General features: G+C 72.1%; 20 protein-coding genes and 3 pseudogenes. 12 read left to right on the top strand and 11 right to left on the bottom strand.

What is annotated here, in order from left to right:
- The 8 genes and pseudogenes from KME75_RS29150 to KME75_RS29185 form a co-directional block, all read left to right on the top strand.
- Nucleotides 1-182: pseudogene (locus tag KME75_RS29150) on the top strand (NADH:ubiquinone oxidoreductase subunit J); the annotation flags it as partial.
- Nucleotides 179-484: an NADH-quinone oxidoreductase subunit NuoK gene (gene nuoK / locus KME75_RS29155; RefSeq protein ID WP_219418098.1), complete on the top strand. Its 306-nt coding sequence runs from the start codon at nucleotides 179-181 to the stop codon at nucleotides 482-484. The pseudogene KME75_RS29150 and the gene nuoK, both read left to right, overlap by 4 nt.
- Nucleotides 485-487: 3 nt before the next feature.
- The gene (locus tag KME75_RS29160) at nucleotides 488-2,278 is read left to right on the top strand and encodes an NADH-quinone oxidoreductase subunit 5 family protein (RefSeq protein ID WP_246633077.1); all 1,791 of its coding nucleotides are present in this window, start codon (nucleotides 488-490) and stop codon (nucleotides 2,276-2,278) included.
- A gap of 5 nt (nucleotides 2,279-2,283) precedes the next feature.
- Nucleotides 2,284-3,792, top strand: a pseudogene (locus KME75_RS29165) (complex I subunit 4 family protein).
- Entirely contained in the window at nucleotides 3,789-5,222 is a 1,434-nt protein-coding gene (locus tag KME75_RS29170) for an NADH-quinone oxidoreductase subunit N (RefSeq protein ID WP_308283192.1), read from the top strand. Before KME75_RS29165 ends, KME75_RS29170 begins: the two are co-directional and overlap by 4 nt.
- A gap of 41 nt (nucleotides 5,223-5,263) precedes the next feature.
- Nucleotides 5,264-6,016, top strand: a complete 753-nt coding sequence (locus KME75_RS29175; protein WP_219418099.1) for a class I SAM-dependent methyltransferase — start codon at nucleotides 5,264-5,266, stop codon at nucleotides 6,014-6,016.
- The gene (locus tag KME75_RS29180; RefSeq protein WP_219418100.1) at nucleotides 5,964-6,422 is read left to right on the top strand and encodes a thioredoxin domain-containing protein; all 459 of its coding nucleotides are present in this window, start codon (nucleotides 5,964-5,966) and stop codon (nucleotides 6,420-6,422) included. The genes KME75_RS29175 and KME75_RS29180 overlap by 53 nt, the downstream gene beginning before the upstream one ends.
- Nucleotides 6,419-6,856 (top strand): hypothetical protein, encoded by a 438-nt coding sequence (locus KME75_RS29185; protein WP_219418101.1) that lies wholly within the window; start codon nucleotides 6,419-6,421, stop codon nucleotides 6,854-6,856. The genes KME75_RS29180 and KME75_RS29185 overlap by 4 nt, the downstream gene beginning before the upstream one ends.
- Nucleotides 6,857-6,875: 19 nt before the next feature.
- Here KME75_RS29185 and KME75_RS29190 read toward each other — a convergent pair whose 3' ends face one another.
- A complete protein-coding gene (locus KME75_RS29190) occupies nucleotides 6,876-7,187 on the bottom strand; it encodes an SHOCT domain-containing protein (RefSeq protein ID WP_219418102.1) in 312 nt (103 codons plus the stop codon).
- A 112-nt stretch (nucleotides 7,188-7,299) separates the two neighbouring features.
- Here KME75_RS29190 and KME75_RS46175 point away from each other — a divergent pair, with 112 nt between their 5' ends.
- The 3 genes and pseudogenes from KME75_RS46175 (at nucleotide 7,300) to KME75_RS29200 (ending at nucleotide 9,888) form a co-directional block, all read left to right on the top strand.
- Nucleotides 7,300-7,626, top strand: coding sequence for a metal-sensitive transcriptional regulator (locus KME75_RS46175; RefSeq protein WP_219418103.1), 327 nt, complete (start codon nucleotides 7,300-7,302; stop codon nucleotides 7,624-7,626).
- Nucleotides 7,627-7,684: 58 nt separating this feature from the next.
- Nucleotides 7,685-7,804, top strand: a pseudogene (locus tag KME75_RS46180) (cation transporter); the annotation flags it as partial.
- 203 nt (nucleotides 7,805-8,007) lie between these two features.
- Entirely contained in the window at nucleotides 8,008-9,888 is a 1,881-nt protein-coding gene (locus KME75_RS29200; protein ID WP_308283193.1) for a copper-translocating P-type ATPase, read from the top strand.
- Here the strand turns inward: KME75_RS29200 and KME75_RS29205 are convergent, their stop codons facing one another.
- The 10 genes from KME75_RS29205 to KME75_RS29250 all read right to left on the bottom strand — a co-directional run bounded on the left by KME75_RS29205 (nucleotide 9,889) and on the right by KME75_RS29250 (nucleotide 17,608).
- Nucleotides 9,889-10,839 carry an alpha/beta fold hydrolase gene (locus tag KME75_RS29205; RefSeq protein ID WP_219418104.1) on the bottom strand — a complete coding sequence of 317 codons (951 nt, stop codon included), beginning with the start codon at nucleotides 10,837-10,839 and terminating at the stop codon, nucleotides 9,889-9,891. It lies immediately after the preceding gene.
- Nucleotides 10,840-10,889: 50 nt separating this feature from the next.
- Nucleotides 10,890-12,506, bottom strand: a complete 1,617-nt coding sequence (locus KME75_RS29210; protein WP_219418105.1) for a multicopper oxidase family protein — start codon at nucleotides 12,504-12,506, stop codon at nucleotides 10,890-10,892.
- An 80-nt stretch (nucleotides 12,507-12,586) separates the two neighbouring features.
- On the bottom strand, nucleotides 12,587-12,895 hold the full coding sequence (locus KME75_RS29215; RefSeq protein WP_219418106.1) for a DUF1707 SHOCT-like domain-containing protein: 309 nt from the start codon (nucleotides 12,893-12,895) through the stop codon (nucleotides 12,587-12,589).
- A 43-nt stretch (nucleotides 12,896-12,938) separates the two neighbouring features.
- A complete protein-coding gene (locus KME75_RS29220; protein ID WP_219418107.1) occupies nucleotides 12,939-13,175 on the bottom strand; it encodes a hypothetical protein in 237 nt (78 codons plus the stop codon).
- On the bottom strand, nucleotides 13,175-13,372 hold the full coding sequence (locus KME75_RS29225; protein WP_219418108.1) for a hypothetical protein: 198 nt from the start codon (nucleotides 13,370-13,372) through the stop codon (nucleotides 13,175-13,177). The genes KME75_RS29220 and KME75_RS29225 overlap by 1 nt, the downstream gene beginning before the upstream one ends.
- A 38-nt stretch (nucleotides 13,373-13,410) precedes the next feature.
- A complete protein-coding gene (locus KME75_RS29230) occupies nucleotides 13,411-14,217 on the bottom strand; it encodes a prolipoprotein diacylglyceryl transferase (protein ID WP_219418109.1) in 807 nt (268 codons plus the stop codon).
- A gap of 142 nt (nucleotides 14,218-14,359) precedes the next feature.
- Nucleotides 14,360-14,767 (bottom strand): hypothetical protein, encoded by a 408-nt coding sequence (locus tag KME75_RS29235; protein WP_219418110.1) that lies wholly within the window; start codon nucleotides 14,765-14,767, stop codon nucleotides 14,360-14,362.
- A 13-nt stretch (nucleotides 14,768-14,780) separates the two neighbouring features.
- Entirely contained in the window at nucleotides 14,781-16,235 is a 1,455-nt protein-coding gene (locus KME75_RS29240; RefSeq protein WP_504739528.1) for a HAMP domain-containing sensor histidine kinase, read from the bottom strand.
- Nucleotides 16,228-16,914 (bottom strand): response regulator transcription factor, encoded by a 687-nt coding sequence (locus KME75_RS29245; RefSeq protein WP_219418112.1) that lies wholly within the window; start codon nucleotides 16,912-16,914, stop codon nucleotides 16,228-16,230. Before KME75_RS29245 ends, KME75_RS29240 begins: the two co-directional genes overlap by 8 nt.
- Before the next feature lie 22 nt (nucleotides 16,915-16,936).
- Nucleotides 16,937-17,608 carry a TlpA family protein disulfide reductase gene (locus KME75_RS29250; RefSeq protein ID WP_308283194.1) on the bottom strand — a complete coding sequence of 224 codons (672 nt, stop codon included), beginning with the start codon at nucleotides 17,606-17,608 and terminating at the stop codon, nucleotides 16,937-16,939.
- Nucleotides 17,609-17,847: 239 nt separating this feature from the next.
- Here KME75_RS29250 and KME75_RS29255 point away from each other — a divergent pair.
- The coding region (locus KME75_RS29255; RefSeq protein WP_219418114.1) for a copper resistance CopC family protein at nucleotides 17,848-18,504 on the top strand (657 nt) is incomplete at its 3' end.

The following is an 18,504-nucleotide window of genomic DNA, read 5'->3' on the forward strand; positions in this document are numbered from 1 at the left end:
TCGCGCTCGGGGAGGCACTGATGGGCGGGCAGATGCTGACGATGATGACGCTCGGGGTCGCGCTGTTCGCCACGATCGTGGCCACGGTGGTGCTGGCGACGAACCGGGGCCGCTACGACCGCTTCGGTGGCGACCTGGGCACCGCCCGCCCGGCCGATCCCGACCGCGGGGGCGCTCGATGACCCTGGAACTGTTCCTGCTGCTGGCGGCCGGGCTGTTCGCGATCGGGCTCTACGGGGCGCTCTCGCAGCAGTCGATCGTGATGCTGATGATGGGCCTGGAGCTGATGCTCAACGGGGTCATCGTCGCGACCGCCGCGTTCTGGTATTTCGTCGCACCCGGCGGTACCGACGGGCAGGTGCTCGTCGTCGTGATCATCACGGCGATGGCGATCGAGATGGCCGTCGGGTTCGCCGTGGTCACCGCGATCTACCGGGCCCGGCAGGTGGACATGACCGACGACGCCGCCGACCTGAAGGGCTGATCGATGCTGCTGTGGTCGTTGATCGTGGTCCCGCTGGTCGCCGGTGGGTTGCTCGCCGTGGCCGGGTGCCGCGTCGACCGTGCGGCCCCGGCTGTGGGCGGCCTCGTCGCGGCGCTGGTGCTGGGGCTCGCGGGCGCCGCGGCGCTCACCCGCCCGGTCGTCGACGCGCCGCTGTTCGCCGGCATCCGAGCCGGGCTCGGCGTCGACGGGTTGTCCGCGCTGATGGTCCTCACCGTCGCGGGCGTGACGCTCGCCGTGGTGGTGTTCGCCGCCGGCGAGGCCGAGCTGCGGACCGGCCGCTTCATAGGGCTCGTGCTGATCTTCGCCGCCGCGATGCTCGTCACCGTCACCGCGACGACGCTCGCCGTGCTGCTGATGGCCTGGGAGGTCATGGGCGCGATGAGCTGGGCGCTCATCGGCTACCACTGGAAGACGCCGCGCGTCGTCGAAGCGGCGCACGCGGCGTTCCTCACCACCCGGCTCGCCGACGTCGGACTGTACATCGCCGCCGGCGCGGCGCTCGCCGGCGGCGTCGGGTCCCTCGGACTGGACGGCCTGGCGGCCACAGCGGAGCCGTGGCTGCACGTCGTCGCCGCCGGACTCGTCATCGCCGCTCTGGGGAAGTCGGCGCAACTGCCATTCAGCTTCTGGTTGTCGCGCGCCATGGAGGGCCCGGGCCCGGTCTCGGCGCTGCTGCACTCGGCGACGATGGTCGCGGCCGGGGCGTACCTGTTGCTGCGGCTGGCGCCCGTGCTCGACGAGACGGGCTGGGCCGAGTCCGCGGTGGCGTGGATCGGCGCGGCGACGGCCGTGCTGCTCGGGCTGGTCGCGGTGGCGCAGACCGACCTCAAACAGCTGCTCGCCGCCTCGACCTGCGCACAGATCGGGTTCATGGTGCTCGCCGCCGGTGTGGGCGGTGTGTTCGCCGGGTCGCTGCAGCTCGTCGCGCATGCGGCGACGAAGAGCCTGCTGTTCCTCGGCGCGGGCGCCTGGCTCGTCGCGCTGGGCACGAAGCGGCTCGGCGAGCTGCGCGGAGCCGCGCGGACGTACCCGCTCGTCGGCGTGACGTTCACGGTCGGCGCCGCAACGCTGGCAGGGCTGCCGCCGCTGTCGCTGTGGGTGACGAAGGACGCCGTGCTCGCCGCCGCACTCGAGCGCAGTCCGGCCCTCTACGCCGCCGGTCTCACCGCCGCCGTCGTATCCGCCGTCTACGCCACCACAGCGGTCTGGTTCGTGTGGCAGCCGGCAGCAGGCGAGTTGGCCGGCGGGACCGGACGCGTGAGCGCGCTGATGCGGCCGCCGCTGGTCGGCCTGGCCGGGGCGGCGGCCGTCCTCGGGCTGCTCGCCGTCCCGCTCGCCCTGGAGCCGGGGCCGAAATGGTGGGAGCTTGCCCTCTCGGCTGTGCTCGCGGCCGGGACCGTCGCGGTGACGTGGTGGCTCGGAGACCGCGTTCCGGCGCCGCGCGCGTTGGCGGACTGGCTCGGACTCGAGCGGATCGCACACACGATTGTGGTCCGGCCGACGCTCGCGCTCGCCCGGGCACTGGCCCGCGTCGACGATGCCGTGATCGACGGCGGCGTAACGGCCGTCGCCCGGGCCACCCGGGGTGCCGCGGCGGGGCTCGATCGGTGGGGTGAGCTGTCGGTCGACGGCATGGTCCGCGGGATCGCCACCGGGGCGCGGGCGCTCGGCCGGGTGGCCCGTCGTCCGCAGACCGGCCAGCTGCACCAGTACTACGCCCAGACCGCCGCAGTGTTGGCCGTCCTGGCCCTGTTCGTGATCGTGCTGAGGTGACCGACGTGCTCTCGCTGATCGTGTTCCTGCCCGCCGCGGTCGCCGCCGCACTGCTGCTGGTGCCCGCCACCGCGCCGAGGCCGCTGTTCACCGGCGCGTGGATCGCCGTCAGCGTGGTCGACCTGGCGCTCGTCGTCGCCGTGTGGCTCGGGCTCGAGCCCGGCGCCGGATTCCAGTACGAGCAGCAGGCGCCGTAGATCCCCACCGCCGGGATCTCCTACCACGTCGGCGTGGACGGGTTGTCCCTCCCATTGATCGCGCTCAGCGCAGTGCTGTTCTTGGCGTGCGCAGTGTTCTCGCTGCGCGAGCCCCGCCGCGTCAAGGCCTACGTGACGATCTTCCTCGGGCTGCAGACCGTGAGCCTCGGGCTCTTCACCGCGCTCGACCTGATCCTGTTCTTCCTGTTCTTCGACCTGTCGATCGTGCTCATGTACTTCCTCATCGCCGGGTGGGGCCACGGGGAGCGGGCACGAGCATCGGCGCTGAAGTTCTTCCTCTACACCTTCCTCGGCTCTCTGGCACTGCTGCTCGGTTTCATCGGGCTCTACCTGGCGGCGGAGCCGAACACCTTCGACATCGTCACCCTGATCCAGACCAACCCCCTGGCCGGCGGCGGCGTGTACGCGGCGCTGGTTCTGCTCGCCGTCGGCGTCGGGCTCGCGGTCAAGACCCCGACGGTGCCGTTCCACACCTGGCTGCCGCCGGCACACACCGACGCCCCGGCCCCGGGGTCGGCGATCCTGGCCGGGGTGCTGCTGAAGATGGGGACCTACGGGTTCGTCCGGATCGCGATGCCGATGCTGCCGACGACCTGGCGGCAGTACGCCGCTGTGATCGTCGTCGTCGGCGTGGTGTCCGTGGTGTACGGGGCGCTGGTCGCGCTCGCGCAGACCGACGTCAAGCGGATGATCGCCTACACCTCGGTGAATCACATGGGCTACGTCGTGCTCGGTGTCGGTGCCGCCGGGTTCCTCGCCGGCACCGACGACCAGGCCCGCCAGCTCGCCACGACCGGTGCAGTGACCCAGATGGTCAGCCATGGGCTCATCACCGGCGCGCTGTTCCTGCTCGCCGGGGTGCTCTACGACCGCGGCCGCACCTATGACATGCGCGCCTACTCCGGACTCGCGGCCAGGACTCCCGTGTTCGCCGGGGTGTTCGCCGTCGCCGCGTTCGCCTCGCTCGGGCTGCCGGGGTTCTCCGGGTTCATCGCCGAGTTCCAGATCTTCACCGGCGCCCTTGACGCGACGCCGGTGGCCGCCGCGATCGCGGTCACCGGGATCGTCGTCACCGCGGCGCTGTTCCTGGTGGCGCTGCAGCGGGTGTTCCTCGGTGAGCTGCGGGTCCCGGACGCCCCGGGGACCCCACGTCCGTTCGCCGACCTTCGGCCGAGCGAGACCGTCGCTGTCGTCCCCCTTCTGGTACTGGCGACGATCATCGGGCTCCTTCCGAGGTTCCTGCTCGATGTCATCGAGCCGGCCTCCCGAACGCTGCTGGAGCTGGTGGCCAGATGACGGGCATGAACGAGAACGTCGCCGCCCTGCTTCCCGAGCTGCTGCTGCTGGCCGGTGCCGTGCTCGGCGTGCTGCTCGGCGGCTGGTTGCCACGCCACCGGCAGTGGGTGGTCCGGTCGCTCGCCGCCGGAGCGACCGTCGCCGGGCTCCTCGCCACCGCTGTCACCATGACCCGCCCCGCGGAACTCGTCTTCGGCGGCAGCTACGCGGTGGACACCGCGACCCACGTCGCCCGGCTGGTCGTGCTCGCCGCGACGCTGCTCGTCCTCGGGCTGTCCGTCGACACCGTCGTCGGGCACCGCCGCGAGACCGAGTACTACGTGCTGCTCCAGCTCGGGGCACTGGGCACGATCGTTCTCGCCGGCGCGAACGATCTGCTGTTGCTCTTCGCCGCGTTCCTGCTGGCCAGCGTGCCGCTTTATGCCCTGGTCGGGTGGGCCAAGGACGCGCGGGCGGTCGAGGCGGCGATGAAGTACTACCTGACCGGCGCGTTCCTCGGGGTCACGACACTCGTCGGCATTGCGGTCCTCTACGGCGCGGGCGGCTCGACGGCCTACCCCCAGTTGCGCGACGCCCTGGCGAGTGCGCCAGCGGCGGCCGCCGCGGTCGGGCTGGTCGCCGTTCTCGCGGGACTGCTGTTCAAGGTCGGCGCCGTGCCGGCGCACTTCTGGGTCCCCGACGTCACCGACGGCACCCCGCCGCCGGCCGCCGCGATCGTCACCACGATCCCGAAGATCGGCGGGCTGATCGCCGCGTACCGGCTGCTGCTCGTGGCGGTTCCACCCGACATCGTGGACTGGCCGCTGCTCATCGCAGTCCTCGCCGCGGCGTCGATGACACTGGGCAACCTCGCCGCGTTCTTCCAGACCTCGGTACAGCGGTTGCTCGCCTACTCCACGATCAGCCAGGTCGGCTACGCGCTCATGGCGGTTGCCGTCGCGGGCCGGGCGGAGCTCGCGCTGCCGGCCCTGTTGTTCTATGTCGCCGCGTACGCCGTGACCAATCTCGGCGCGTTCGCCGTCGTTGCCGAGCTGCCACGGGCCCGCGCCCTCGGCGACTACCGCGGGCTGGCCCGCCGCCACCCCGGCGTCGCCGCCGTGCTCGTCGTCTGCCTGCTCGGTCTCATTGGCACCCCACCCACGGGTGTGTTCGTCGGCAAGCTCACCGTCTTCACGGCCGCCATCGACGGTGGCTTCGCCTGGCTTGCCGTGCTCGCCGTCGTCAACACGATCGCGAGCGTCTTCTACTACCTGCGCTGGATCGCCCCCGCCTTCCTCGGTCCCGTGCCCGCTCCCGGTTCGCCGGCCCTCGTCCCGGCCGGGATCTGGTCACGGGTCGGCGCCTATTCCGCCGCCACGGCCTCGCTGGTGCTCGGCGTCGTCAGCGGCCTCGTGCTGCCGCTGGGAACCGGGAGCCTCGGTGGCTCGTAGACAGCAGCGCCTCGACCCGGGGCAAGGGAAAGGACGACGGCATGCTCAGTGCTGACCAGCGGCGGCGGTGGCGGCGGTACTGGGACCGGCAGTCCCGCGGCTACGACCGGCAGATGGGCTTCTTCGACCGGGTGCTGTTCGCGGACACCCGCCAGTGGGTGTGCGCCCAGGCGAGAGGCCAGGTATTGGAGGTGGGCATCGGCACCGGGCTCAACCTCGAGCACTACCGGGACGATGTTGCCCTGATCGGCATCGATCTCAGCCCGGCGATGCTCACGATTGCGCGGCAGCGGGCCGAGGAGCTGAACACGGCCGTCGAGCTGCGGGTCGGAGACGCCGAGGCGCTGGAGTTCGCGGACGCGTCCTTCGACACCGTCGTGTGCACCTTCTCGCTGTGCGCGATCCCCGACGATCGGCGGGCCGTGGCGGAAATGGTGCGCATTCTGCGCCCGGGCGGTGCGCTGCTGCTGGCCGACCACGTCGCCGCCGCACACCCGCTGGTGCGCGCCGGGCAATGGATCGCGGAGCTGGTCAGCGTGCCGCTGGGCGGAGAGCATTTCCGGCGACGGCCGATCGAACTCGTCCGCGCGGCCGGGCTGCGGATCGAAGGCCACGACCGGTTCGCTGCCGGCATCGTGGAGCGCATCAGTGCGCGTGTCCCGGCGGCTCAGCCTCGTGACCGGGTCCGCGCCGGTACCGCCCCGCCGGGGTCTGCTGGCGGTGTGGCTGGTCGCGGCGGCGATGTCCGTCGTGCTGCTGGCCGTGATCCAGGCCTTCCGCGGTCCGGCCGATGACCCTGATCCGGCCTACCAGCGCCCGGGCATCCTCGACCTCGCCGGGCTGCCGGAGCCAGCGTCCCCGGTCACGCCGCAGGTACCCCAGCGTGGGCGCCCTGCGGTCGTGTTCTTCGAACGGCCGGGCAGGCTGCCCGCGCTCTGCGGGGCGCTGCCCGAGGCCGAGCTGGCGGGACTCGCCGATCTCGTGGTCGTCACGTCCGGAACAGGCGGCTGCGGTGAGGTTCCGGTGGTCTCCGATCCGGCGGGACGCCTCGCCGACGCGTACGGGATGTCGGTGCCCGTCGACGGCGGCCCGCCGATCGGCTATGCGGTCATCGACGCGAACGGCTCGATCCGCTACCGCACACTGGCGCCCGAAGTATCGGAACTGTACGAGGTGGCCGTCATGGTGGGAGCGCTGTGAGTGCCGCCCGGGGACCGCTGAGCGCGATCCTGCGCATCTGCGCGTGGTGCCTGCTCGCGGTACTGGTCGAGATCGCGCTCTATCTGTCCTACCGCGGCCACGACGCCCGTTTCCACTACGCGACACATCTGTTCGTCGGGGCGTCGACCGCGCTGGTGATCATGTCGGTGGTTGCGTGGCGGCGTGGCCGCGCGGTGCCGTATCCGCTGGTGTGGCCGGTCCTGGGGCACCTGTTCGCGATGTTCCCGGACGTCCTGTTCTCCGCCGGGATCGCGCACTACCGGTGGATGGACGTCTTCCTCGGCCACATCAGCACCCACTTCGTGCCCGGCCGCAACCTCACCTGGGCACTCGTGTTCCTCGGCACGCTGGGTGCGTACCTGGTCGTCATCGCCCGGTTGCCCAGCCCGCGGACGGCGGCGAGGCGTCAGTGAGCACTGGCATGTGCGCGGGTCAGCGCCGGTTGAGCGCGGCCAACCGATGCTCGTACTCGTCGTCGTCGATCTCACCGGCGGCATAGCGGCGCCGCAGTGCCTCGTGAGCGCTCTCGGCGCCGACGGTTGTGGTGGGGGTGCGACCGTCCTCGCGCAGCTTCCGGACGAGCCAGATGCTGGCCAGAACGGCGACCACCAGGACGGCCAGCAGGGTGAGGATCGCGAGGATCCCCCAGATCCCCATGGCGCCCATCATCCCGTCGCCCATCATCCCGTCGCCCATCATCCCGCCGTCCATCATCCCGCCGTCCATCATCCCGCCGTCCATCATCGCGGAGGCCCTCCTCGCGGTCTACGGACTACGTACGGAGGTACCCGCATGGCGTGCACGGAAACGCCTCCAGCTCGATCCCACCCCACCCGGGGTGGGGTACCATGGGCATGTGGACAGCAATCAGCGCGCTGTGGTCAACCGGCTGAAGACGGCTCGCGGTCACATCGACGGGATCGTGTCGATCGTCGAGAAGGACGCGTACTGCCCGGATGTGATGAAGCAGCTTTCGGCGGTGCAGGGGCTCCTGGAGGGGGCGAGCCGGATCATGCTCCGGCGGCACCTGGAGACCTGTGTGGCGAAGGCGATGCAGGAAGGCCGGACGGCGGAGATCGTCGACGAGCTGATGGAGACGCTGAAGTTCGACAAGCGCGTGTTTCGGACCCCGCTGGTCGCCGATGCGGCCGGCGTGGGTCCGGAGGGGAGTGACGATGGCTGAGACGGCAACGGCCCGTCGCAGTGCGACGCCTGGGACCGTCGAGTTCGCAGTACGAGGCATGACCTGCGGGTCGTGCGCGAACCGGGTGCAGCGGACGTTGACCAAGCAGCCAGGGGTAGAGCGTGCGGAGGTCAACTTCGCCACCGAGACCGCCCGCGTGGTGCTGACTGGTGAGGTCGCCGACTCTGCTGCCGACTTCGAGGCGTTCCGCGCGGCGGTCGCGAAGGCGGGCTACGAGCTGCAGACTGTCGAGGTTGGCGAGGCCGGCGAGGCCGCAGCGTCGGACGACGAGGCCCTCGTGGAGCGGTCCTGGTGGCGGCGGGTGCTCGCCGGGTGGCCGCTGGCGCTGGCGGTCGGCGTGCTGGCGATGGTTCCGGGTCCGTGGACGGACCAGCCGTGGCGCACTGGGCGGAGTTCCTGCTGGCCACGCCGGTGCAGTTCGTCGTGGGCTGGCCCTTCCTGCGGGAGGCCGCTCGGCGGGCGCGGCGGTTCACCGCGAACATGGACACGTTGATCGCGGTCGGCACGCTCACCGCGTACGTCTACTCCACGGTGCAGCTGTTCCTCGGTGATGAGCTGTACTTCGAGACCGCTGCACTGATCATCGCCTTCCTCGTGCTGGGCCGGTACTTCGAGGCCCGCGCCAAGCGCCGCGCCGGGCACGCGCTGCGCGCGTTGCTCGAGCTGGGCGCGAAGCAGGCGCGCGTGTTGCGCGACGGGGTCGAGGTGATGATCCCGGTCGCGGAGGTGGCCGTCGGCGACCTGATGCGAATCCGGCCCGGGGAGAAGGTCCCGACCGACGGCGAGGTCGTCGACGGTGCCAGCGCCGTGGACGAGTCGATGCTGACCGGCGAATCGGTGCCGGTGGAGAAGGCCGTCGGCGCGAGCGTGGTCGGAGCGACGGTGAACACCAGCGGCGTGCTCACCGTGCGGGCCACCGCTGTCGGCAGCCAGACCGCGCTGGCCCAGATCGTGTCGTTGGTGTCGGCCGCGCAGGCCGGCAAGGGGCACGCGCAGCGGTTGGCCGACCGGATCTCGGCGGTGTTCGTACCGACCGTGATCGGGCTGGCGCTGGCCACGTTCGCGGCCTGGTGGCTGCTGGCGGGCGACCCGGTCGGTGGCCTGGTCGCAGCCGTCGCGGTGCTCATCGTCGCCTGCCCATGCGCGCTCGGCCTGGCAACCCCCGTTGCGATCATGGTCGGCACCGGGCGGGGCGCCCGCCTCGGGATTCTGATCAAGGGTGTGGAGGTCCTGGAACGCACCAGGAAGATCACCACGGTGGTGTTCGACAAGACCGGCACGCTGACCCGCGGCGAGATGTCGCTCACCGACGTCGTTCCGGGCGCCGCCGGTGCAATGGAGCTGCTGCGCCGGGCCGGCGCGGTGGAGGCCGACAGCGAGCACCCCATCGGCGCGGCGATCGCTGCCGGGGCGCGCGAGCGCGGCGGCGAGCTGCCGGCGGTGACCGGCTTCGCGGCCCAGGCGGGGTACGGGGTGCGGGCCGACGTCGACGGCGAGACGGTGTGGGTCGGTCGGCGCAAGCTGGCAGACGAGGCCGGGCTCGCCGTCCCCACCGAGTTGGCCGAGGTGGCCGAACGGCTGGAGTCGGAGGGAAAGACCGCCGTGTACGCCGGCTGGGCCGGTCAGGTCCGTGGCGTCCTCGCGGTCGCCGACACGCTCAAAGACGGTGCCGCGGAGACCGTCGCCCAGCTGCACAGGATGGGCCTCCAGGTCGCGATGATCACCGGCGACAACAGGCGCACCGCACAGGCGATCGCCGACCGGGTGGGCATCGACACGGGGGGTGGGCCCGAAGGGCAGGGGGGCGGGAAGGACACCGTCTTGGCCGAGGTGTTGCCGGCGGACAAGCAATCCGAGGTCGCCCGCCTGCAGGCGGCCGGCGAGGTCGTGGCGATGGTCGGCGACGGCGTCAACGACGCTCCGGCGCTGGTGGCCGCCGACCTGGGCATCGCCATCGGAACCGGCACCGACGTCGCGATCGAGTCCTCGGACCTGACCCTGATGCGCGGCGAGCTGTCCGGGGTACCCACCGCGATCCGGCTGTCGCGACGTACCTACCGCACGATCCTGCAGAACCTGGGGTGGGCGTTCGTCTACAACGTCGCGCTGATCCCGCTGGCCGCGATCGGTCTGCTCAACCCGATCCTCGCCGGCGCCGCCATGGGCTTCTCCTCGGTGAGCGTCGTCGCCAACTCCCTGCGGCTGCTGCGCTTCCGCGGGCAGGGCCACCGGCGGGCGTAGTTACCGGGTGGAGTGGAGGTGTTCGGCGATGAGGCGGGCGCACCACTCGCCCTCGCTGAGCGGCATCACGTGCGCAGCCCGCGGCTGCGCCAGGTAGCGCACGCTCGGGCGGGCATCCGCGAGCGCGGCGGCCCGACCCGACACCGGCACGGCGTCCCTGGCGCCCTCAGCGAGGGTGATCGGCACCGCCGCCCTGCCGAGCGCATCCAGGGCGGGCTGCCACTCGGGGCTGCGCACCAGATCGTTGAGCGCAGCGCGGTAGCTGCCCCACGTGTGCTGGACGGCAGCGCGGGCGACCGGGATCGGAAGGTCCGGCCGGGCGGCCACCGCCATCCAACCGGCGGCCGTCCGATGCCGGCACATCCAGGCGCACAGCTTTGCCTGGACCGGCCCGTCCCCGCCGAGCAGTGCCTCCGCCGGGCCCATCAACGTGACCCGCGCGTCGGCCTCCGCGGGGTTGCGGTACAGCGCGCCGCAGAGCGTGACAACCCCGCGCACCCGGTCGGCGTGCCGCGCGGCGAAGCGCAGCGCGACCGCGCCACCCATCGAGTGCCCGGCCACGACCAGTGGCCGGTCCGCCAGGCCGAGGGCGGCGAGCATGTCGTCCAGCGCCGCCAGGTGATCATCTCCGCTCATCGTGCCGGTCGGGACCATCGACCCGCCGAAGCCCAGCAGGTCCGGTATCACGACGCGGGCCGTCCCGCCGAGGCGGTCGAACGCGGCTCCGTAGCAGTTCCCCGCAGCCACCATGCCGTGCAGCAGCAGCACGACCGGTGGGCCCGAGCCGAACGTGCGCACCTGCAGGCGTGCCGCACGGATCGACCGGCCGGCACCAGGTCGCCAGCGGCGGACGGACGGCGAGGCCGCGTGCCAGAGGCCCCATGCAGCGGCGCCGACGGCGGCCGTGGCGGGGAAGCGCCACCCCGGACGGGCCGCCTGCGACGAGTGCATGTGCGGGCCGACGTTGCGCGTGCAACTCGTCGGCCGCCCTGACCTCGTGCTCACGGATCGGCGAGGTAGGACAGGACGGCCGCCATCCCCGTGGCCATGTGGTAGGCGTTGTGGCAGTGGACGAGCCATTGACCAGGGTTGTCGGCGGCGAAGCTCACGGTGAGGCGTTCGCCGGGCGCGACCATCACAGTGTCCTTGCGGGTGCCCTCCGGCAGCACCGTGTTCCCGGTCCGTTCGACGTCGCGGTAGTCCCCGATGCCGTGGACGGCGAAGGTGTGCCCGTGCAGGTGCATCGGGTGGTACATCGGGGTCTGGTTGACCAGTTCCAGCTGTACGTGCTGCCCCGCGTGGAGAGGGAGTGGGGTGATTCCGTCGAAGGGCCGGTCGTGGTGGTAGGTCTCCGCGTTGATGCGCCACGCGAAGGCGTTCATGTCGCCGGTGAGGTAGGCGGTGTGGCTTGCATCGGGTGCCTGACGAGGGATGCGGACCCCGGCGGTGGCGCGCAGGTCGGAGAGGGCGAGCAGCCGGCCCGACAGCGCGGCGGGGGCCGCGTCGGCCGGCGGCGCCGACCCGCTGCCCGTGCGGACGATCCCGAAGGCCTGGGCGCCCTTGCCCTCGGCGACGCCGACGAGCGGGAACGCGCCGTCGTCGAGGGTGACCAGCAGGTCGTAGCGCTCGCCGGAGGCGATCTGCAGGGTGTCCACGGTGACCGGCTCGACGGGGAAGCCGTCGGTGTGGGTCACGGTCAGCCGGTGGCCGCCGAGGGCCACGCGGAACACCGTCGCGCCGGCAGCGTTGATCAGCCGGATGCGGGCCCGCTGGCCGGGTTCGGCCCGGAACGTCGGCGGTGCCGTGGGTAGGCGGCCGTTGAGCAGATAGAACGGGAAGTCGATGCTGCTGGCCAGCCGCGTGACCGCGGAGGGGGTCCCCGGTGGCGCGTCGGCCAGCGCCGGGGGCACGTGGTAGGTCCATGACGCCGACTCGTCCGCGATCTTCCCCGCCAGGACGGGGGACCGGTACCGCGCTCCGGCGCCTCCGGTGCGCAAGGCGGCGAGGACGTCGTCGGGGGTGGCGTCGACCCCGTCGATCCAGTCGTCGAGCACCACGACGAACTCCACGTCGTAGTCACCGGGATCGGCGGGGTCGTCGATGATCAGCGGGGCGAACAGGCCGCGTTCGCGCTGCAGCCCCATGTGGGGGTGGAACCAGTAGGTGCCGGGATCGGGTGCGGTGAAGGAGTACCGCATGTCCTCGCCGGGCGCGATCGGCCGCTGGGTGAGGTTCGGCACGCCGTCCATGTCGTTGCGCAGCCGTAGTCCGTGCCAGTGCACGGTGGTCGGCTCGGGGAGCCGGTTTCGGACGTCGATCTCGAGTTGGTCGCCCGCTCGGCAACGCAGGACGGAGCCGGGAATTCGCCCGTCGTAGGACCAGGTGCGCACCACGCGCCCGCCGAGATCGACCTCGGCCTCCTCCGCGACCAGTGCGGCGCGAACCGTGCGGCCGGAGCCCGCGCTGCGGCGGAAGTCCTCGGCTCGCTGCACGGCGTCGGAGCCGGCCAGAAGACGTCCGGCCCCTGGGTCCTCCGGGCGCAGCGCGAGCCACGCGCCACCAGTCGACGCCAGCCCTGCCGCACCAGCTGCTCCGAGCAGCAGGCTGCGGCGGGACACCAGATGACGTTGAGGCATTCTCCTCCGTCTGTTGCCCGGGAGCGACGGGTCACGCGCCCGAGCCGTCGTGGAAAGCTCGTTCAGTGGCAGGAGAACGCGACCGGGTTGATCAGGTCGCCGACGCCCGACGTCGCGAGGCCGGCGAGCGCAAGGACCGCCAGGAGCGCGAGTGTCGACAGTATCGGCACGCCGACGCGTCGGGTATGGACCTGTCCGCCGCGGATGGGGCGGGGGAGATCGCGGGTCAGAGCGGCGAGCTCGCCGAGCGTGCGCGCATGGTAGGCGATGGCGCTGCGCTCGGAGAACTCGTCGAGCGTCAACCGGCCGGTGCCGACCTCTCGCTGCAGGATGGCGACGGTGCGCTCGCGGTCCGCGTCCGAGGCTCGCATGCCCGGACCGTTCATCTCGCTTCCTCTTCCGACGAAAGGCGGATCAGACGTCCTTGCCGGGTCCGGGCCGGTCCGTGCGCACCTGTCCGGACTCGAGAGCGTCCTCCGCGCGCAGCACCCGTAGCTCCTCCCGCAGGTCGGCGATCTGCCGCGCGAGCTCTGGGTCCTGCCGCGAGCCACCCGTCATCGCGCAGTTGCCCCGGCGCATGGGCCGCATGCAGAAGAGGTAGACCGCGGTGATCGCCGCGCCCGCGACGACCGCGGCGAGCCAGGTCGGCATCAGAACTTCCCTTCCCTGCGCTGCCCGGCGCGCTCGGCCTTGAGCTGGTCGATCTCCTTGCGCAGCCGTTCGACCTCCTGCTTCCCCTGGCCGTCCTGACCGGTCGTCTTGCCCTGGCCGCGCATCATCATCCACATCATCGCGCCCATCCCGACCGGGCAGGCGAGGAGCGCGATGGACAAGAGAAGGGACTCCATGATCTTCCACTCCTTCTGCTAGTACACGACTGACTCTACTACGATCTACGTACAGAGATAGTAGGTCGCCTCGGCGTCGGCTGCGACCGGCCGTCGGCCCTCCCTCCCTGCCCATAGGCCGGTCGCCAGACAGGAAGCGCGAGCAGGACGGCGCCTGCGAGCACCAGGACGAGCGACCACAGCTGGGGCTGGGTCAGCCCGAGAACGGCCTCGTCGTTGACCCGGACGAATTCGATCAGGAACCGTGCGCCGCCGGTCAGGAGCGCGTACGTGCCGATCACCGCCGAGGGACGCCACCGCCGCCGAACGGTCCACAACAGGCCGGCGACGGCGAACGCGGCGACCGCCTCGTATAGCGGGGTGGGGTGCACCGGCACCGTGGTCGGCATCGTGCCGTTCGGGAACGCCATCGCCCACGGCAGATCGCTGGGCGGGCCGTAGGTGCCGTCGCCCGCAAGCAGACAACCCAGCCGGCCGATGCCGTAGGCGACCGAGAGCGGAGCCACGGACACGGCGGCGAGTTCGGGCAGCGGCAGGCGATGACGGCGGGCGACCACCACGAACGTCACCAGCCCGGCGAGGAAACCGCCGTACCAGGTGAACCCGGAGGTGCCGAAGTCGTGGATGGTGAGGCTGCCGAGGTGCTCGGCGAGGTAGTAGAGCTTTCCACCGAGGAACCCCACGATCGTCGTCGCCATGACCAGAGTGCCCGCCACGTCGGGGTCCCAGCGCAGTCGGCGGAACTCCCGGGCGAGCAGGACGAACGCGGCGAGTGCGGCCAGCGCCTTGCTCACGCCGTAACTGCTGATCGGTATGCCGAAGATCTCGAACAGGATCGGGTACACGGGTTCACCCCTGAGTGGTGGAGCCGCCGGGCGCAGCCAGGGCCGGGATGGCCGGCCCGACCGGGACGAGCCGGGACGCGCGCTCCCACGGCGGAGCCGATGGGCCGCCGGTGGGTGCGCGCAACGTCGAGGTCAGCGCGGCTCAGCCGTTCGAGTTCCCGGAGTCGTCGCTGCCGGAGTCCTCGTCGTCGCCGGAGTCCTCGTCGCCGGGGCCGCCCATCATGCCGCCCATGCCCGAGCCGCCCATCGGACCCATGCCGTCCATGCCGTCCATGCCGTCCATACCGCCGCTCATCATCATCTGCATCATCGGGCGCATCTGCTCGTGCATCTGCCGGGCCTCGTCGCGCATCTCGGCCGGCATCGCCTCGACGCACTGTTCCATCGCCTCGTCCATTTGCTGCGTCCGATCCTCGGCGCGGCTGTCCTGCTCCTGCGCCTGCGGGGCCGCGGGATCGGCGGCGGCGACACCGGCGGTGGCGGTCAGGCCGGCGCCGAGTGCCACCGCGACGGCGGCGGCCAGGCCCAGGCGGCGCGTCCGGTACTGCATGATGTGCAACTCCTCAACTCGTGTGCGTTCGGACGCCGTCGACGCTAGGTGGCTCCTGTGAAGAGCCGATGAACGTCGCCGCGGGCGCCGCGCCGCTCGTCGGGAGGCGCAAGAGGAACGTGCTGCCGTGCCCGGGCTCGCTGTGCACGCTGATGTCGCCACCGTGCGCGGCGACGAGCTCGGCGGCCACCGCGAGGCCGATGCCCGACCCCGCGGCCCGCGACCCGGCGCCCCGGTAGAAGCGGTCGAACACCCGCGGCTGTTCGTCGGCGGGGATGCCCACCCCGGTGTCGGTCACGGCCAACTCCACCTCGCCGTCGCGGTGCCCGAGGGTGACGCTCACGCGGCCACCTGCGGGCGTGAACTTGGCCGCGTTGCTGAGCAGGTTGGTGAGCACCTGACGCATCCGGGCGGGGTCCACGTGGGCGGTCACCTCGGCGAGGTCGGTGCTGAGGGTCAGGTCGCGCTCGGCGAGGTGCGCGGCGAACCCGTCCAGGACCTCGCACACCAGGGGGCGCAGGGCCAGGCTCCTGCGGTGGAGTGTGAAGGCGGCGGCGTCGGCGGCGGCCATCATCTCCAGATCGGCGACCAGCCGGCCCAGCCGCAGCGACTCCTCGTGCAGCGAGTCGACGACGGTGGGGGTGGGGGCGGTGATCCCGTCCTGCACGGCTTCGAGTTGGCTGCGCAGGATCGTCAGCGGCGTCCGCAGCTCGTGGGCGACGTCGGCGGCGAAGAGGCGGCGCAGCTCGTCCTCGCGGACCACGGCATCGGCCATCGTGTTGAACGCGGCCGCGAGGTCACCGATCTCGTCGGGAGAGGACACGGCGGCCCGCCGGTCCCGTCGACCCGCGGCGAGCGCATTCGCCGCCGCCGTCAGCTCAGTCACCCCGATGGTCGTACGCCGGGCGAGCGCGAGCCCGACCAGCAGCGCGAGCAGCCCCGCGAGAAGCGCGCCGCCGAGCAGGAGCTGGTTGACCGAGGTGCGGAACTGCTCGTCGGCAGCGGGGAGAGCGGCCTGCGGGACCCGCAGCAGCGCCGTGCCGACCTGTTGCCCGTCCACGAGCACCGGCCACCGGCCGGCAGCCGAGAGCTCCGGGGTTCCCATCATCTCGCGGTGCATCTCGGCCATCCCCGGGCTCATGCCGAGCCCGGCCGTCGACCACACCAGGCGGCCGTCGGCGCCGAGCAGGTCGACCTCGGCGCCGGACATCACGAACGCCGGCGCGAGCCGGTTCAGCGAGTCGGGCCGCCAACCACCGGCTTGCCGGTAGTCGGCGGCGAGCACCTCGACGATCTGCTGCTCGCGAGCCTGACGCTGCGACTCGAGATAGGCGTCGAACCGGGCGCCGATGGCGAGATTGACGAGTACCGCCGTGAGCGCGGCGGCCGCGACCGCGGTTGCCACGAAAGCCACCGTCAGTCGGCGGGCGAACCGACTGCTCCACAGGTCCTGCAGCCATCTAGGCATCGCGATCCACCCCCAGCTTGTAGCCGACGCCGGGCACGGTGATCACCAGGCGGGGCGGCCGGTCGGCGAGCTTGCGCCGCAGGTTCTTGACGTGCACGTCGATCGTGCGTTCGTAGGCTTCCTGCTCCTCGCGCTGCACCCGCCTCACCAGCTCCAGGCGCGACCACACCCGCCCTGGGCGCGCGGCCAGGGTGTTCAGCAGGTCGAACTCGGTGCGGGTGAGGGAGACCGGGTGCTCGTCCACCGACACCTCGCGACGTTCTGCGTCGATGCACAGAGCTCCGCCGCCGAACGACACCGGTGTCGCGTCAACGGAGGTACCTGCGGCACGGCGTAGCACGGCGTCCACGCGGGCGACGAGCTCGCGAGGGCTGAAGGGTTTGGTGACGTAGTCGTCGGCGCCCAGCCGCAGGCCGGCGATGCGTTGGGCCTCGTCGGCCTTGGCCGTCACCATGATGATCGGCATGTCGCCGGCGGCTCGGACCTGGCGGGCGACCTCCTCCCCCGCCCGGTCGGGCAGCCGGAGGTCGAGGATCATCAGGTCCGCGCCGGGCACGAGCTCCAGCGCCCGGGCCGCGGTGCCGGCCTCGAGCACGCTGTGTCCGTCTCGTTCGAGGTAGCCGCGAACGAGGGCCCGGATCTTCGGCTCGTCGTCGACGACCAGGACCGTTCGCTGCACGTCTCACTCCACTCGCGTCTGATCAACTCGGGGCGGGAAGGTATTCCGCCACGGACTGCCGGATCTGCTCGACGGAGCGGAATACCCGGGGCGGGATGAGCTGAACGGAGCCGTCGGGGCGCACGACGAAGCTGAGGGGAACCGCCCGGGGTGCGTTCAGCGCGCGCTGCAGCGCCCCGTCGGGATCCGTGACCGACGGGAAGTGGACGTCGAGATCGGCCAGCAGGCTCAGCGCAGCGTCCGGCCGGTCCTGGACGTTGATCCCGACCACCGGTATCGCATCCGGTTCGGCCGCGTAGGCGGCCAGCACTGGCATCTCCTCGCGGCAGACGCCGCACCAGGATGCCCACAGGGTGAGCAGCGCCGAGCGCCCGGCCAGCGCGGCGCCCAGGTCGACCCGGCCCGGCTCGCCCAGGCACGGTACGACGACGCCGGCGAGAGGGCCCGCCGCCGGCGGCGCGTCCGGCTGTGGCGACGGGCAGGGTTCCAGCGCCGCCTGGCGGCGCAATGGCGCGAGTGCGGCGTCGTCCGGCACGGATGCGGTGATCTGCGCCGACTCGGAGGGCTCCTGCGGGCCGGGGCCACCGGCGGCCGCCCCCTGGGGTGCCGGGTCCCGCGGCCAGAGCGCGACCACGCCGGCAAGGGCGAGCACGACCACCGCGATCGTCGCGCGCACCTCGGATCGCGACAACACACTCCCACGGCGCGCTGCCCCGGGGGAGGAAGGGTTTGCTGAGCACTCTTCGTGGTCGGCCCCGGAAGCGCCGGTACCGGCCGGGACGAGAGCGTGTCCCGCCTGCGGCCGGAGGGCCTCGCGCCTGGCTGCCTCGTGTGCCATCTGATTCCTCGGGCCTCGACTGAACCTACGTACCAGGCCCGTAGGATAGGCCGGTGATGGAAGCAGGCTGCGACCGGCGGGACGAGTGCGCGTAGATGACCAGTGTGGGGTCGCGTCCGGTACTCGGTCCGGCGAGCGTGCCCGCGGCGGTGGTCAGGGCATTCGCCTCGCTGCTCGTGGTGGGTTCGGTCGTCGTCGGCGGCCTGCTGGGCACGGCGGGTACGGCCGCCGCGCACCCGACCCTGTTGTTCACCGACCCGGCTGCCGACACGGCGGTGGCCGAGGCGCCGACGTTGGTGACGTTGGTGTTCAACGAGCCCGTGTCGATCGGCCCCGACGCGATCACCGTGCTGGACTCTGACGGGCGGGTCGTCCCCACCGATGCGCCCGGCAGCGGCCGGGACGGCCGGGCGGTGCTCGCTCGGTTCGCCGATCCCGTAGGGGTGGGGGAGTACCGGGTGCGGTGGCGAGTGACCGGCGCCGACGGTGATCTGGTGGAGGGCGAGTTCGGCTTCGTCGTCGGCTCCGCCCCGGCCGCCACGTCCGCCGGCCCGTCCGGAACGGGCATCAGCTGGCCGACCGCGGCGCTGCGGTGGTTGCTGTTCGCCGGGCTGGCCATCGGCCTGGGCGGGGCGGTCGCCGATCGGTTCACCACGTCGGCCCGCGCGGAGAACCCGGCGCTGCCGCCGGTACGGCCGTGGGTCGCCGCCGGTGCCGGCGTGGCGGCGGCCGGCGCTGCCGGGCTGGCCGCC

This window comes from Pseudonocardia nigra (assembly GCF_019396355.1).
Taxonomy (GTDB): domain Bacteria; phylum Actinomycetota; class Actinomycetes; order Mycobacteriales; family Pseudonocardiaceae; genus Pseudonocardia; species Pseudonocardia nigra.

What these genes read in the sequence shown, in the direction of transcription:
- nuoK (WP_219418098.1), top strand. Translation starts at nt 179, where the DNA reads ATGACCCTGGAACTGTTCCTGCTGCTGGCGGCCGGGCTGTTCGCGATC.
- KME75_RS29180 (WP_219418100.1), top strand. Translation starts at nt 5,964, where the DNA reads ATGTCCGTCGTGCTGCTGGCCGTGATCCAGGCCTTCCGCGGTCCGGCC.
- KME75_RS29215 (WP_219418106.1), bottom strand. Translation starts at nt 12,895, where the DNA reads ATGCGAGCCTCGGACGCGGACCGCGAGCGCACCGTCGCCATCCTGCAG.
- KME75_RS29205 (WP_219418104.1), bottom strand. Translation starts at nt 10,839, where the DNA reads ATGCACTCGTCGCAGGCGGCCCGTCCGGGGTGGCGCTTCCCCGCCACG.
- KME75_RS29175 (WP_219418099.1), top strand. Translation starts at nt 5,264, where the DNA reads ATGCTCAGTGCTGACCAGCGGCGGCGGTGGCGGCGGTACTGGGACCGG.
- KME75_RS29160 (WP_246633077.1), top strand. Translation starts at nt 488, where the DNA reads ATGCTGCTGTGGTCGTTGATCGTGGTCCCGCTGGTCGCCGGTGGGTTG.
- KME75_RS29235 (WP_219418110.1), bottom strand. Translation starts at nt 14,767, where the DNA reads ATGCAGTACCGGACGCGCCGCCTGGGCCTGGCCGCCGCCGTCGCGGTG.
- KME75_RS29220 (WP_219418107.1), bottom strand. Translation starts at nt 13,175, where the DNA reads ATGCCGACCTGGCTCGCCGCGGTCGTCGCGGGCGCGGCGATCACCGCG.
- KME75_RS29225 (WP_219418108.1), bottom strand. Translation starts at nt 13,372, where the DNA reads ATGGAGTCCCTTCTCTTGTCCATCGCGCTCCTCGCCTGCCCGGTCGGG.
- KME75_RS29190 (WP_219418102.1), bottom strand. Translation starts at nt 7,187, where the DNA reads ATGATGGACGGCGGGATGATGGACGGCGGGATGATGGACGGCGGGATG.
- KME75_RS29240 (WP_504739528.1), bottom strand. Translation starts at nt 16,235, where the DNA reads ATGCCTAGATGGCTGCAGGACCTGTGGAGCAGTCGGTTCGCCCGCCGA.
- KME75_RS29170 (WP_308283192.1), top strand. Translation starts at nt 3,789, where the DNA reads ATGACGGGCATGAACGAGAACGTCGCCGCCCTGCTTCCCGAGCTGCTG.